Below are 13,354 nucleotides of genomic sequence, written 5' to 3'. Positions count from 1 at the left end.
GACATGGACAAGTTCGTCACCCACAGCGGCAAGGTCATGCCGCTGCGCCGCTCCGATGTGGACACCGATCAGATCATCCCGGCGGTCTATCTGAAGCGGGTCACCCGGACCGGTTTCGAGGACGGTCTGTTCAGCGCGTGGAAGGACGACCCCTCCTTCGTGCTCAACAATCCGGCCCACGCCGGGGCCACGATCCTGGTCGCCGGACCCAACTTCGGCACCGGATCCTCGCGTCAGCACGCGGTCTGGGCGCTACGCGACTGGGGCTTCAAGGTGGTCATCGCGGCCCGCTTCGGCGATATCTTCCGGGGGAATGCTCTGAAGGAGGGTCTGCTGCCGGTCCAGCTCGATCAGAAAGCCGTGGAAGCCCTCTGGGACCTCGGTGAGAGCGAGCCGGAGAAGCAGATCACGGTCGACCTCGGCGCCCGTCAGGTGCGCGTGGACGACGCCTCCTGGTCGTTCCCGATCGACGATTTCAGCAGGTGGAGGCTTATGGAAGGCCTCGACGACATCGGACTGACGCTGCGCCACGAAGAGCTCATCACGGCGTACGAGAAGAAGCGTCCCGCCTTCAAGCCGGTCGTCGCCTGAGCAACGAAAATCCCTGTCCTGGCACGAAATCTCGCCTCCACCGCATCCCCGGTGGGGGCGATTTCGTTGTAACACAAGGGTTTTTTTGACACTAATGTTTGTGTCTGCTGGTCAGAGGGCATACGGTGCGCGCAGAATGGCTCGCATTGGGCCACTTCTCACGTTCGGGAGGAAAATCGTGAACAAGGCCGAGCTTATCGAGGCACTGGCCGCCCGGCTAGGTGACCGGAAAACCGCGACGGCGGCGCTCGACGCGGTCATCAGCGAGGTGGAGAACGCCGTCACCAAGGGCGACCGGGTTGCCATCACCGGCTTCGGCGTCTTCGAGAAGCGGGCACGCAATGCGCGTACGGCCCGCAATCCTCGCACCGGCGAACCGGTGAAAGTGAAGAAAACATCGGTGCCGGCCTTCAAGCCTGGCACCGCCTTCCGCGAGATGGTGGCGAGCGGAAAGGTCGCGAAGCCCGCGGCCCCGGCCAAGAAGGCCACCGCCACCAAGGCGACCGCCACGAAGGCGGCTGCCGCCACGAAGGCCACCCCGGCGAAGACCACCGCCACCCCGGCGAAGACGACCGCCACCAAGGCGACGGCCACCAAGGCCACCGCGACGAAGGCGACTGCCACCAAGGCCACCGCCACCAAGGCGACGGCAGCCAAGAAGACCGCCGCCACCAAGGCGGCCCCGGCCAAGACGACGACGGCCGCGACCAAGACGGCCGCCGCCAAGAAGACGACGGCCACCAAGGCCGCGCCCGCCAAGACCGCCGCCACCAAGGCGACGGCGACCAAGGCGGCGCCGGCGAAGTCCACTGCCACCAAGGCGGCCGCTACCAAGGCGACCGCTACCAAGGCGACTGCCACCAAGGCGACTGCGACCAAGGCCACCGCCACCAAGGCGACCGCGGCGAAGAAGACCGCCGCGACCAAGGCCGCCCCCGCCAAGAAGGCTGCCACCGCGACGAAGACCGCCGCGGCCAAGAAGACGACCGCCCGCAAGACGACGACCGCGGCCGCGGCGGAGACCCCGTCCCGCGCCCGCGCGCCGCGCGCCCGCAAGACCAGCTGAGGCCCCTGAGCCGAAGCACGCACCGCCGAGAAGGCGTCCACCCGTACGGTGGACGCTTTTTCTGTGTCCCGGCGCGGAAGCGGCCACTGTGCCTACCGTCCGGTCATGGAGCGCAGAGCGTCGCCGCGCGGGCTGGTGGGACGGTCGCTGATCGCGGCGTGGCTGTTCGTGGCCGCCGTCGTGCCGGGCTGGACGCTGGGCGGGCTGGCCGAGCGCTGGACCGGCTCGGGCCTGCTCGACTGGGTCGTCACCGGCGCCTGGGCCGGCCTGGCCGTGCGTTTGCTGGCCCCGTGGGCCTCGTACCGGCCCCGGGACGCCTTTCTGGGGTTGATCCCCGTCTACAACTGGTATCTCGTCTGTGTGTTGAGCTGGCGGGTCGCGCTGCTGCCCTATCGCGACTGGGAGCCGCGCGCGGACGAGCTGTGGCGGGCCCGCTGGCTCACCGGCGACCGGCTCGGCCTCTGGCGGGCGGACACCCGCCCGCCCTCGAAAATCAGAGCCGCGACAGCCCCAGCAGCCGGTCGCCGGACCAGGTGAGCAGCCAGCCGTCGCCCTTGGCCGTCTTGTAGGGCGCCGGATCGGCCGCGTCGGCCAGCGTGGCCAGCAGTCCCGGGATCAGCTTGCCCTGGCTGCAGACCATGACCAGGCCGCCGGATCGCAGATCGGACAGGCGCTGGGCGGCCAGTTTGGCTTTGGCCGGCGCCTCGTCGGCGTCGGACGGCTCGGCGAAACCGCCGTCCATCACGATCGGCTTGCCGCCGAGCGCGGCCGCGAGCGGTTCCAGGGTTTGCTTGCACCGCAGCGGCGTCGCCGCCACCAGCCGTTCCGGTGCGAGCGGCGCCACCAGCTCGGCGATGCGCCGGGCCTGGGTCTGCCCGACGGGGTCGATCGGGCGCAGGGCGTCGTTGCCGTTCCACTTCTTGCGCTCGCCGGCGTGCGCGTGCCGGACCAGCACCGCCACGGCGGTGACCGGCGGCAGGGTGGCCACGTGGTCGAGCAGGGCGCGCTCGTCGCCGTAGCTGACCCGGGCCGCCGCCTCGGCCAGCGGCAGCCACGCGATCTGGTCCACCTCGTCGGTGTCCTGGACCGGGGCCTCGTCGCCGGTGACCGCCATCAGCCAGTAGTCCACCGTCTTGGGGCGGCCGTCGGGCAGGTCGTATTCCACGCGGGGCAGGGCCAGCTCGGGACGGCCCCGCCGGCCGGTCTCCTCCAGCACCTCGCGGATCGCGCCCAGCATCGCCGGCTCGCCCTTGTCGAGGTGGCCCTTGGGCAGAGCCCAGTCGTCGTACCGGGGGCGGTGCACCAGGCAGACCTCGAGGCCGTCGCCGGCCCGGCGGTACAGCACCCCGCCGGCGGCGCGGATCGGCTCCGGCATCAGACCGCCTTCGTCTTCTTGTCGACGCGGCGCAGCAGCGCCTCCTGCAGGTGCATGCTCGTCTCGGCCTGGCTGGCCGGGTTGCGGTGCCACGTGCCGTCGCCGTGCAGGTCGAAGCCCTCGGTGGTGTCGTCCATCGACAGCTCCAGCACGTACCGCAGCTCCTCGCGGGCGCTCGGCTTGACCACCTTGACCAGCGCCTCGACGCGACGGTCGAGGTTGCGGTGCATCAGGTCGGCCGAGCCGATCCAGTACTCCGCGTCGTCGCCGACACCGAACCGGAAGACCCGCGAGTGTTCCAGGAAACGGCCGACGATCGAGCGGACCCGGATGTTCTCGGAGAGGCCGGGCACGCCGGGCCGCAGCGCGCACATGCCCCGGATGATCAGGTCGACCTTCACACCGTCCTGTGAGGCCCGGTAGAGCGCGTCGATGCTCTCCTCGTCGACCAGCGAGTTCACCTTGATCTGCACCAGCGCCTCACCGCCCTCGCGGGCGATGCGGGCCTGCTCCTCGATCCGCTCGATGAGGCCGGAGCGCACGCCGTGCGGCGCCACCAGCAGGCGGCGGTACTTGCGCTGGCGGCTGTAACCGGTCAGCACGTTGAACAGGTCGGTGACGTCGGCGCCGACCTCGGGATCGGCGGTGAGCATGCCGAAGTCCTCGTACAGCCGGGCGGTCTTGGGGTGGTAGTTGCCCGTGCCGATGTGGCAGTAGCGCCGGATCTGGTTCCCCTCCTGCCGTACCACCAAAGCGGTCTTGCAGTGGGTCTTCAGGCCGACCAGGCCGTAGACGACGTGGCAGCCGGCCCGCTCCAGCGTCCGGGCCCAGGCGATGTTGGCCACCTCGTCGAAGCGGGCCTTCACCTCGACCAGCACCACCACCTGCTTGCCGGCGGCGGCCGCGTCAACCAGCGCGTCGACGATCGGCGAGTCGCCCGAGGTGCGGTAGAGCGTCTGCTTGATGGCGAGCACGTTGGGGTCGGCCGCGGCCTGCTCGATGAAGCGCTGCACGCTGGTGGAGAACGAGTGGTACGGGTGGTGGACCAGGATGTCGCTCTCGCGCAGCCGGTTGAAGACGCTGCGCGGCACCTCGCCGTCGGCCAGCTGCGGGTGGGTGGCCGGGACGAACGGGCGGTCCTTGAGGTCGTCGCGGTCGCTCTCGCCGAACACCTGCCACAGCGCCGACAGGTCGAGCAGGCCGGGCACCCGCTGCACGTCCTCGCTGTCCATGTCGAGCTCGCGCACGAGCAGTTCGAGCACGTGGTCGCTGATCGAGGCGGCCACCTCGAGCCGGACCGGCGGGCCGAAGCGGCGCTGGGCCAGCTCGCGCTCCAGGGCCTGCAGCAGGTCCTCGTCGCGGTCCTCGTCGACCTCGAGCTCGGCGTTGCGGGTGACCCGGAACAGGTGCCACTCGAGCACCTGCATGCCAGGGAAGAGCTGGTCGAGGTGGACCGCCACCAGTTCCTCGACGGGCAGGAAGCGCACGCCCCGGCTGTCGTTCTGCACGGTGACGAAGCGCGGCACGTTGTTCGGCACCTTGATCCGGGCGAACAGCTCGGCGTTGGCGTCGTCCGGGTCACGCAGGGCGACCGCGAGGTTGAGCGAACGGCTCGAGATGTACGGGAACGGGTGCGCCGGGTCGACCGCCAGCGGGGTCAGCACCGGGAAGATCTGCTCGCGGAAGTACGTGCGCAGACGCTCGCGCTCGGGCGCGTCGAGCTCGCTCCAGGAGACCAGCTCGATGCCCTCGGCCGACAGCTTGGGACGGACCTCGTCGGCGAAGCAGGCGGCCTGACGGGTCACCAGGTCGGCCACCCGCTGCGAGATCATCTCGAGCTGGTTGCGCAGCGAGCTGCGGTCGCCGCCGCGCATCGGCAGGCCGGCGCTGAGACGGCGCTTGAGCCCGGCCACCCGGACCATGTAGAACTCGTCGAGGTTGCTGGCGAAGATGGCCAGGAACTTGGCCCGCTCCAGCAGCGGCGTCTTCGGCTCCTCGGCCAGCGTCAGCACGCGCGAGTTGAAATCGAGCCACGACAGCTCGCGGTTGAGGAAGCGGTCCTCGGGCAGTTCCGGGCGGTCCTGCTCGGGCGCCTCGACGGGTTCGGTGCTGGCGGTCACGAGTTGCTCCGTTGTCTTCTGCTCGGCCGATCGCGGGAGGAAACGGCCGTTCGGGCCACGCCGACGGCTTTCCGGGGTCCGGGGCGGGGTCTGCATCGCTCCATCATTGCCGCTTTCGGCGGAACGTGAAACGCGCTGCCTAGACGATGCCGGGGATTCTCACCTGACGGACAATGCCGCCCGGATCACGCTCCACGTCGACCCGTTGACCGAGCCGGAGCTTGCGCAGGCCGGAACCGTCGAACGCGGGCGCGCCGAAGGCCAGCTCAGTCCCGTCGTCCAGAAGAAGCGTGCCGCTGCGGTCGCCGGCGTCGAAGGTCGCGATCGTCCCCTGCATGGCCTCGACGCTACCGCCTCAGGCGGCCGGGACGCAGGCCACCTTGAGTCCCAGATCACGCAGGAGGGCGCAGGTGTGCCTCCCGGCGCCCAGGGCGAGGACGGTGGCCAGGTCGGCCGGGGTGTCGACGTCCTGCCGCAGGCCCGGCCAATCGCCCTCGAGGGCCCGCGCACCCGACTCGGCGTGGGCCCGCGCCGAGCCGATTCCGAAGAGCGGATTGAGGTGTACGCCCGCAGCGGCGCCCAGGAGCACGGTGCCGGTGCCCGCGGCGTCGGCCACGAAAGCCCGGTGGCCGACGGCGCTCAATGCCGCGTCGAACTCGGCCGGGCGCAGGGCCGGAAGATCACCGGCGAGCACCGCCCGGCGCCGGCCGAGCCCGGTGACCTCGTCGGCGCCGTACCGCATGGCCTCGTTCAGCCCGGCGCCCGGGAGATCGGGCACCACTCGCGCGCCCAGCTCTGTGACGGCCGTCGCGGTCACTGGGTCGTCGGTCACAACGATGAGATCGCACACGGAGATCACCGCGGTCGCTGTGTCGAGCACCATGGCGAGCGCCAGATCGGCGTGCCGGGACAGCGGAACCGCGCCGCGCAACCGGCTCTTGGCCGCGTGCAGCCGCTTGACCGGCATGATCGCCGTCCAGTCCCCACCCATTCGGCCAAGTGTGCCAGCCGCCGGCGGTAAGGACCCCTACCTGGTACCGCAGGCTTCGAGCGGGCATGATTTCGTATTTGAGACGCGGCGGGGACACGCCGCACAGCAGGTAGGAGGGGCCGTGGCGCACCGCAGGCTCGGATTCTGGCGGCGGTTCGCGGCCGTGCTGGTGATTCCCGTGCTCAAGGTCTGGACCAAGCGGACCTGGCTCGACATGGAGAAGATCCCGAAGACGGGCGGCGTGATCCTCGTCCCCAACCACGTGTCGCACTTCGATCCGCTCGTGGTCGCGCACTACATCTACGGCGCCGGCCGGTGGCCGCAGTTCCTCGGCAAGGCCAGCCTGTGGCGGGTGCCGGTGATGGGCCCGTTCCTGCGCAAGGTCAAGCAGATCCCGGTCGAGCGCGGCAGCGTCGAGGCCGTGAAGTCGCTCGACGTGCTCATCGACGCCCTGAACCAGAACGGCGTCGTGGTCATCTACCCCGAGGGCACGACCACCCGCGACCCCGAGCTGTGGCCGATGCGCGGCAAGACCGGCGCCGCCCGGCTGGCCCTGGTCACCGGGGCCCAGGTGATCCCGATGGCCAACTGGGGCGCCCACGAGATCTTCGACCCGCGGACCGGCAAGCTCAGCCTGCGCCCGCGGCGCCGGGTGACCGTGACCGCCGGCGACCCGGTCGATCTGAGCCGCTGGGCCGGCGCGACGCCGTCGCGGCCGGTGCTCGAGGAGATGACCGAGCACATCATGCGCGACATCAGCGCGCTGCTGGGCACGCTGCGCCACGAGCAGCCGCCGGCGGCGCTGTACGAGCGCCCGAAGAAGAACGCCATCACGTCGGAGGAGAGCGCATGACCCGGGCCGCGGTCATCGGATCGGGCGCCTGGGGCACCGCCTTTGCCAAGGTGCTGGCCGAGGCGGGCGCCGAGGTGACGATGTGGGCCCGGCGCGACGCGGTCGCCACCTCGATCCGGGACAGCCACGTCAACGAGGGCGCGCTGCCCGGCATCAAGCTGCCCGAGCGCATCTCCGCGACCACTGAGCTGGCCGAGGCGGTGGCCGGGGCCGAACTGGTGGCCATCGCGGTGCCGTCGCAGACGCTGCGCGGCAACCTGGCCGAGTGGGCCGGCGCCTTCGAGCCCGGCTCGACCATCGTGTCGCTGATGAAGGGCATCGAGCTCGGCACGACCAAGCGGATGAGCCAGGTCATCGTCGAGACCGCCCACGTCGAGCAGGACCGGGTGGTGGTGGTCTCCGGTCCCAACCTGGCGCCCGAGATCGCCGCCGAGCAGCCGGCCGCCACCGTGGTCGCCGGCACCGACGCCGAACGCTGCCGGGCCGTGCAGCACGCGATGGCCCTGCCGTACCTGCGCCCGTACACGAGCGAGGACCTGATCGGCTGCGAGCTGGGCGGCGCCGTCAAGAACGTGATCGCGCTGGCCTACGGGATGGCGGCCGCCATGGGCCTGGGCGACAACACCCGGGCGTCGCTGATCACCCGGGGGCTGGCCGAGACGGCCCGGCTGGGCGCGGCGCTGGGCGCCGACCCGCTGACCTTCGCCGGCCTCGCCGGTCTGGGTGACCTGGTCGCGACCTGCTCGTCCCCGCTGTCGCGCAACCGTACGTTCGGTGAGCAGCTCGGTCTCGGCAAGACGCTGGAGCAGGCCCAGGCGGCCGCCCGGCAGACCGCCGAGGGCGTGAAGAGCTGTCTGGCGATCCGCGACCTGGCGCGGGCGCACGGCGTGGAGATGCCGATCACCGAGCAGGTCGAGAAGGTCTGCCACGAAGGGGCCGACCCGCGGGTCGCGGTGAAACTGCTGATGGGCCGGGAGATGAAGCCGGAATGAGCGAGCGCAGCGAGCGAATCAGCCAGCTCAGTGCTGTTGTGCCTCATGCCGATTCGGAGCGAGGCGGAGAATTGGTATGAGCTATTCAGATGGGACACGCGCTGTGCACGCGGGGCTTCCCGAGCCCGCTGTCGGTGAGCCCTTTCTACCCGGGCCGGTGTTCGCCGCGCCCTACCACCTCGACCCGGAGACCGGGCCGGGCCAGAACGACTACGCCCGCACCCAGCACCCGACCCGGCGCAACCTCGAGTCGGCCATCGGCGAGCTCGAGGGTGGCCGGACGCTGGTCTTCTCCAGCGGCCAGGCCGCCATCACGGCGCTGATGCTGTCGGTGCTGCGCACCGGCGACACCGTGGCCCTGCCGTCGGACGGCTACTTCACCGTCCGGGCGTTCGCCGAGGGCACGCTGCGCGACCTCGGCGTGAAGACGCTGCTCGTGCCGACCGCCGGGCCCTACCCGAGCTTCGAGGGCGTCCGGCTGGTCCTGCTGGAAACCCCGGCCAACCCCGGCCTCGACGTCTGCGACATCGAAGCCCTGTCGCGGGCCGCGCACGAGGCGGGCGCGCTGGTCGCGGTGGACAACACGACGGCCACGCCGCTCGGGCAGACGCCGCTGGCGCTCGGGGCCGACCTCGTCGTCGCCTCCGGTACCAAGGCGCTGACCGGCCACTCCGATGTCCTGCTGGGCTACGTGTCGACGAACGACGACGCGCTGCACGACAAGGTGGAGACCTGGCGCAAGCAGACCGGCGCCGTGCCGGGCGCGTTCGACGCGTGGCTGGCCCACCGCTCGATCGCCACGCTCGACCTGCGGCTGGCCCGGCAGACCCAGAACGCGGCCGCGGTGGCCGCGTTCCTGGCCTCGCGCGACGACGTGACCGGGGTGCGCTGGCCCGGCCTGGAGGGCGACCCGTCGTACCCGGTGGCCCGGCGGCAGATGCGCCGGATCCCCGGCGTGGTCTCGTTCGACCTCGGCGACGAGGCCCGGGTGGCCCGGTTCCTGGCCGCCTCCGGGCTGGTCTTCGCGGCCACCTCGTTCGGCGGCGTGCACAGCACGGCCGACCGGCGCGCCCAGTGGGGCGACGACACGTCGCCGGGCTTCGTGCGGTTCTCCTGCGGGATCGAGGACACCGCCGACCTGCTGGCCGATCTGACGGCGGCGCTGGACGAGGCGTGAGCGTGACCTGGAGCGGCTTCTCCGGTGACCAGGTCGCGTCGCTGACCCAGGGGGCGAGCTTCTTCGCGGAGCCGGGCGAGCGGGACTGCCCGGCCTGCGGGGAGCGCCGCCTGCGGGCGTACTTCACCGCGCCCGCCGGCGCCCGCCGCCCGACCCTGGTCAGCTACGTGTGGTGCTCGGGCTGCCGGAAGTTCGTCGGCACCCGGGCCAAGCACCCGGAGGGCCTGGTCCTCAGCGACCCGCTGGCCGTGCTGCCGGAGGCCGAGCGCCGCGACCTGGAGCGCAGCCTGACCGGCTTTTTGGCCCACCTGGACCGCCTCTGGGACTCCGGCGTGCTGCCGCAGACCTTCGCGGCCTAGGTCGAGAAATCTATTGAAGACCTTTGCTCCGTACGTCTACGGTTCGTTACATGAGTAATGAACCACTGAAGTAGGGAGGCTCGGCGCGTGTTCCACGACCGCAGCCCGATCTACCTCCAGATCGCCGAGGGCATCAAGAACGACATCCTCAGCGGCAGCCTCGAGGAGGAGCAGCAGGTGATGTCGACCAACCAGTACGCGGCGTTCTACCGGATCAACCCCGCCACCGCGGCGAAGGGCTTCGCCCAGCTCGTCGACGAGGGCGTGCTCTACAAACGGCGCGGGATCGGCATGTTCGTCAGTCCCGACGCCCGGGCCCGGCTCCGCGCCGAGCGGCGCGAGCGGTTCTTCGCCGAGGTGGTCGCCCCGATGCTCGACGAGGCGAAACGGATCGGCATCAGCGTCGACGAGATCGTCAAGCACCTGGGGGAGAAGTGAGCATCGAGATACGCGACCTCACCGTCCGGTACGGCGGGACCGTGGCCGTCGACAGCGTCGACCTCGACCTGGACGGCGGAAAGATCTACGGCCTGCTCGGCCGCAACGGCTCCGGCAAGACGAGCCTGCTGAGCGCGATCGCCTCGTACCGCAAGCCGTCCTCCGGTTTTGTCCGGATCGACGGCGAGGAGGCCTTCGAGAACCCGCGCGTGGCCCGCCGCACCTGCTTCGTCCGCGACACGCTCGACCTGAGCGACTCCGACCGCCTCCAGGCGGCGCTCGATCTGGCCGGCCGCCTGCGGCCCACGTGGGACGCCTCGTACGCCGCGCACCTGATCGAGGTCTTCGATCTGAAGCCCCGCAAGCGGGTCTCGGCGCTCTCCCGCGGCCAGCGCTCCGCCTTCGGCGTGGTGCTCGGGCTGGCCGCGCGCACCCCGCTGACCATCCTGGACGAGTCCTACCTCGGCATGGACGCGGTGGCGCGCACCCTGTTCTACCGCGAACTGCTGGACGACTACCTCCGGCACCCGCGCACTATCATCCTCTCCACCCACCTCATCGAGGAGGTCGCCGACCTGTTCGAGCGGGTGGTCATCATGGACCGCGGCCGGGTCATCGTGCACGACGAGACCGACGCCCTGCGCGGCCGCGGCGTCACCGTGACCGGCCCGGCCGAGGCCGTCACCGCCTTCACCGCCGGGCACACCGTCCTCGGCGAGCAGAACCTCGGCGGCGTGCGCGCCGTCACCCTCGACGGCCGCTTCGGGGCCGACGACATCGAGCGCGGCGAGGCGGCCGGGCTCAGCTTCGGCCCGATCGGCATCCAGGACCTGTTCGTCCACCTCACCTCGCAGCCGCTGGAGGCGTCGCGATGACCGTGTTCGGCACGCTGTTCCGGCTCTACCGGCCGATCCTGCTCATCTTCTGGGGCATCATGCTGGCCGTCGAGGTGATCGGACTGGTCGTCATCGACCAGGCGGTCGGCCCGAACAGGTTCAGCTTCTGGATCGTCATGGCCGGCGCCGCCATCAAGTACTGGCCGCTGGTCGCCGGCATCCTCGTGATCAGCCTGCATCTGAAGCTGTTCGTGGCCAACGGCATCACCCGCGGCGAGTTCCTGGGCGGCCTGGCGATGTTCGCGGTCGCGCTGACCGCGCTCTTCGCGGCCCTGGTCACCGTGGGGCACGCCATCGAGAGCACGCTGCTGGGCGCGCTCGACCTGCGCGGAGCCACCTATCCGGTCTTCACCCTCGACGGCGCTCTCGCGGAGTTCGGCCATCTCCTGCCGGGCTCGATGGCGTACATGGTGACCGGCATGCTCGTCACGGCCGGCTTCTACCGGTGGAACCCGTGGATCGGTGTGCCCCTGATCATCCCCGGCGCGATCCCCCTCGCCGTCGCCGACAACCTGGTCCGCTTCGACCAGTTCGGCGAGACCCCGCACCGGCTTCCGTACGGGCCGGCGCTGGTCATCACGCTCACCGTGCTCGTGGCCGGATTCCTCGTGGTGTACGGCGTCATGCGGGACACCCCGATCCGGCGGACCTCCGGCTGACTACGCGCCGTAAAGGCCTGATGAACTGCGAGTTCGCGCCGTACCGGCGGATCCCGGCGGTGGCTCACGCAGAGTAGGGTCACCCCCGGCAAGCCCGCTAGCGAGAGGCCCGAAGAGAAGTGACGACCCCTCGGAAGACCCGAGTCGCGATCGTGTTCGGCGGTCGCAGCACCGAGCACGCGATCTCCTGCGTGAGCGCCGGAGCGATTCTGGGCGCGCTGGATGCGGATCAGTACGAGGTGGTCCCGGTCGGCATCACCCGCTCGGGCCAGTGGGTGCTGGCCGGCGACGATCCCGCCACACTGGCGATCACCGACCGCAAGCTCCCGGAGATCACCGCGGCCAGCGGCGCTTCCGTGGTCCTGGCCGAGTCCGAGCTGATCGTCCGCGACGCGGCCGACGGCGTCTCCTCGCTGGCCGGGGTCGACGTCGTCTTCCCGGTGCTGCACGGGGCCTACGGCGAGGACGGCACCATCCAGGGCCTGCTCGAGATGGCCGGCCTGCCGTACGTGGGCGCCAACGTCTTCGCCTCGGCCGCGGCCATGGACAAAGAGTTCACCAAGAAGCTGGCGGCCGTCGAGGGCATCCCCGTCGGGCCGTACGCGGTGCTGCGCGCGGGCGTCTCGTTGTCGGAGGCCGACAAGGAGCGCCTGGGCCTGCCCGTCTTCGTGAAGCCGTCCCGGGCCGGCTCGTCGCACGGCATCACCAAGGTCAGCGACTGGGCCGACCTGGACGACGCCGTCGCCACGGCCCGGCGGATCGACCCCAAGGTGCTCGTCGAGGCCGCGATCGTCGGCCGCGAGATCGAGTGCGGGGTGCTCGAGAGCGAGGCCGGCGGCGCGCCGGACGCCTCGCTGCTGGCCGAGATCCACGTCGGCGACAACGACTGGTACGACTTCGAGACGAAATACATCACCGGCGGCGGCTACGACCTGCCGGCCACCCTGCCGGACGAGGTCACCCGCCAGGTCCAGGACTACGCGCGGCGCACCTTCACCGCGCTCGACTGCGCCGGCCTGGCCCGCGTCGACTTCTTCGTCACCGCCGACCACCAGATCTACCTGAACGAGATCAACACGATGCCGGGCATGACGCCGACCTCGATGTTCCCGCTCATGTGGGCGGCCACCGGGCTCGAGTACCCCAAGGTGGTCGACCGCCTGGTCCGCACCGCGCTACGCCGCGGCACCGGCCTTCACTGATTGCAGCCCGTGGGGACGCCGGCGGTCTTCGACTTCACCGTCTGGACCACGGCGTCCGAGAACTCGTTGGCCCACTGCCCGGTCTGCTCGTAGCTGCCGGGCACCTGGACCCGCACCGGAACCTCACGGTCCATCGTGGTGAAGACGTCGGTCGCCGGCAGGTCCTGCGCGTACCAGCAGACGCCGTTCATCTTCAGCATGGTGGCGTCCAGCGGCACGCAGCCCGGGTGGCCGCCGTCGACCCGCTCGCACATGGTCGGCTGGGGCAGGCCACACGCGACGGTGATGGCCGGTTCCCCGTACGCCGCGTTCTGCTCCGGGCCGGCGCTCACCTTGCGCTGGGGCAGGCCGCGGACGTCGGCGGGCAGCTGCGAGGTCACCGCCAGGCAGACCTGGGCCGTACGGGCGTCCAGCTTCGGCGCGTCCATCCGCACCGGAGTCGACGGCACCGCGACCGGGGTGGACGCGCTGGCGGCCGGCTCGGCGGCCTTCGGGTCACCGTCCGGCGCGATCTTCCAGAAGACCAGGAGACCCACGATCAGAGCCACGGGTACGGCGATGAGCGTGGCCCACAGTGCCGCGCCCCGGGCCGCCGGATCCGGCTTCTTGACCGGGGGGTTCTCCACGTCAACCAT

16 protein-coding genes are annotated in these 13,354 nt (G+C 70.9%); 11 read left to right on the top strand and 5 right to left on the bottom strand.

The features are described from left to right. Positions 1-3 precede the first annotated feature (3 nt). The 3 genes from leuD (at position 4) to ACGFJ7_RS02535 (ending at position 2,194) form a co-directional block, all read left to right on the top strand. Positions 4-591 (top strand): 3-isopropylmalate dehydratase small subunit, encoded by a 588-nt coding sequence (gene leuD, locus ACGFJ7_RS02545; protein WP_360242189.1) that lies wholly within the window; start codon positions 4-6, stop codon positions 589-591. Positions 592-769: 178 nt separating this feature from the next. After that, positions 770-1,657: an HU family DNA-binding protein gene (locus tag ACGFJ7_RS02540; RefSeq protein ID WP_360242186.1), complete on the top strand. Its 888-nt coding sequence runs from the start codon at positions 770-772 to the stop codon at positions 1,655-1,657. Between the two features lie 105 nt (positions 1,658-1,762). Then, positions 1,763-2,194, top strand: a complete 432-nt coding sequence (locus tag ACGFJ7_RS02535) for a hypothetical protein (RefSeq protein WP_360242183.1) — start codon at positions 1,763-1,765, stop codon at positions 2,192-2,194. Here ACGFJ7_RS02535 and ACGFJ7_RS02530 read toward each other — a convergent pair. From ACGFJ7_RS02530 to cofC, 4 genes are read right to left on the bottom strand one after another with little or no spacing between them, the layout of a single operon-like run. Further along, complete coding sequence (locus ACGFJ7_RS02530) at positions 2,151-3,032, bottom strand: NUDIX hydrolase (RefSeq protein ID WP_360242180.1); 882 nt, start codon at positions 3,030-3,032, stop codon at positions 2,151-2,153. The genes ACGFJ7_RS02535 and ACGFJ7_RS02530 overlap by 44 nt on opposite strands. Continuing rightward, on the bottom strand, positions 3,032-5,248 hold the full coding sequence (locus ACGFJ7_RS02525; protein WP_360242177.1) for an RNA degradosome polyphosphate kinase: 2,217 nt from the start codon (positions 5,246-5,248) through the stop codon (positions 3,032-3,034). Before ACGFJ7_RS02525 ends, ACGFJ7_RS02530 begins: the two co-directional genes overlap by 1 nt. Positions 5,249-5,291: 43 nt before the next feature. Further along, positions 5,292-5,489 (bottom strand): cold-shock protein, encoded by a 198-nt coding sequence (locus ACGFJ7_RS02520; RefSeq protein WP_360242174.1) that lies wholly within the window; start codon positions 5,487-5,489, stop codon positions 5,292-5,294. Between the two features lie 18 nt (positions 5,490-5,507). After that, positions 5,508-6,143: a 2-phospho-L-lactate guanylyltransferase gene (gene cofC / locus ACGFJ7_RS02515; RefSeq protein WP_392640396.1), complete on the bottom strand. Its 636-nt coding sequence runs from the start codon at positions 6,141-6,143 to the stop codon at positions 5,508-5,510. Between the two features lie 121 nt (positions 6,144-6,264). On the opposite strand from cofC, the gene ACGFJ7_RS02510 reads away from it, so the two are divergent. The 8 genes from ACGFJ7_RS02510 to ACGFJ7_RS02475 all read left to right on the top strand — a co-directional run bounded on the left by ACGFJ7_RS02510 (position 6,265) and on the right by ACGFJ7_RS02475 (position 12,719). After that, positions 6,265-6,996 (top strand): lysophospholipid acyltransferase family protein, encoded by a 732-nt coding sequence (locus tag ACGFJ7_RS02510; RefSeq protein ID WP_360242168.1) that lies wholly within the window; start codon positions 6,265-6,267, stop codon positions 6,994-6,996. Beyond that, positions 6,993-7,988, top strand: coding sequence for an NAD(P)H-dependent glycerol-3-phosphate dehydrogenase (locus ACGFJ7_RS02505; protein ID WP_360242165.1), 996 nt, complete (start codon positions 6,993-6,995; stop codon positions 7,986-7,988). Before ACGFJ7_RS02510 ends, ACGFJ7_RS02505 begins: the two co-directional genes overlap by 4 nt. A gap of 76 nt (positions 7,989-8,064) precedes the next feature. Next, entirely contained in the window at positions 8,065-9,165 is a 1,101-nt protein-coding gene (locus ACGFJ7_RS02500; protein WP_392640392.1) for a cystathionine gamma-lyase, read from the top strand. Then, positions 9,162-9,524, top strand: a complete 363-nt coding sequence (locus ACGFJ7_RS02495; RefSeq protein ID WP_360242159.1) for a hypothetical protein — start codon at positions 9,162-9,164, stop codon at positions 9,522-9,524. The genes ACGFJ7_RS02500 and ACGFJ7_RS02495 overlap by 4 nt, the downstream gene beginning before the upstream one ends. A gap of 87 nt (positions 9,525-9,611) precedes the next feature. Next, positions 9,612-9,962: a GntR family transcriptional regulator gene (locus ACGFJ7_RS02490; RefSeq protein ID WP_360242156.1), complete on the top strand. Its 351-nt coding sequence runs from the start codon at positions 9,612-9,614 to the stop codon at positions 9,960-9,962. Next, complete coding sequence (locus ACGFJ7_RS02485) at positions 9,959-10,837, top strand: ABC transporter ATP-binding protein (protein WP_360242153.1); 879 nt, start codon at positions 9,959-9,961, stop codon at positions 10,835-10,837. The genes ACGFJ7_RS02490 and ACGFJ7_RS02485 overlap by 4 nt, the downstream gene beginning before the upstream one ends. Then, entirely contained in the window at positions 10,834-11,517 is a 684-nt protein-coding gene (locus ACGFJ7_RS02480) for a hypothetical protein (RefSeq protein ID WP_360242150.1), read from the top strand. The genes ACGFJ7_RS02485 and ACGFJ7_RS02480 overlap by 4 nt, the downstream gene beginning before the upstream one ends. A gap of 119 nt (positions 11,518-11,636) precedes the next feature. Then, a complete protein-coding gene (locus tag ACGFJ7_RS02475) occupies positions 11,637-12,719 on the top strand; it encodes a D-alanine--D-alanine ligase family protein (protein ID WP_360242147.1) in 1,083 nt (360 codons plus the stop codon). Here ACGFJ7_RS02475 and ACGFJ7_RS02470 read toward each other — a convergent pair. Beyond that, positions 12,713-13,354, bottom strand: coding sequence for a DUF3515 family protein (locus ACGFJ7_RS02470; protein WP_360242144.1), 642 nt, complete (start codon positions 13,352-13,354; stop codon positions 12,713-12,715). The two genes, ACGFJ7_RS02475 and ACGFJ7_RS02470, sit on opposite strands and share 7 nt — an antisense overlap.

This window comes from Actinoplanes sp. NPDC048988, from assembly GCF_043197815.1.
Classification (GTDB): Bacteria; Actinomycetota; Actinomycetes; order Mycobacteriales; family Micromonosporaceae; genus Actinoplanes.
Note: the sequence above shows the minus strand (reverse complement) of the source record. Positions and strands in the feature narration are given on the sequence as shown.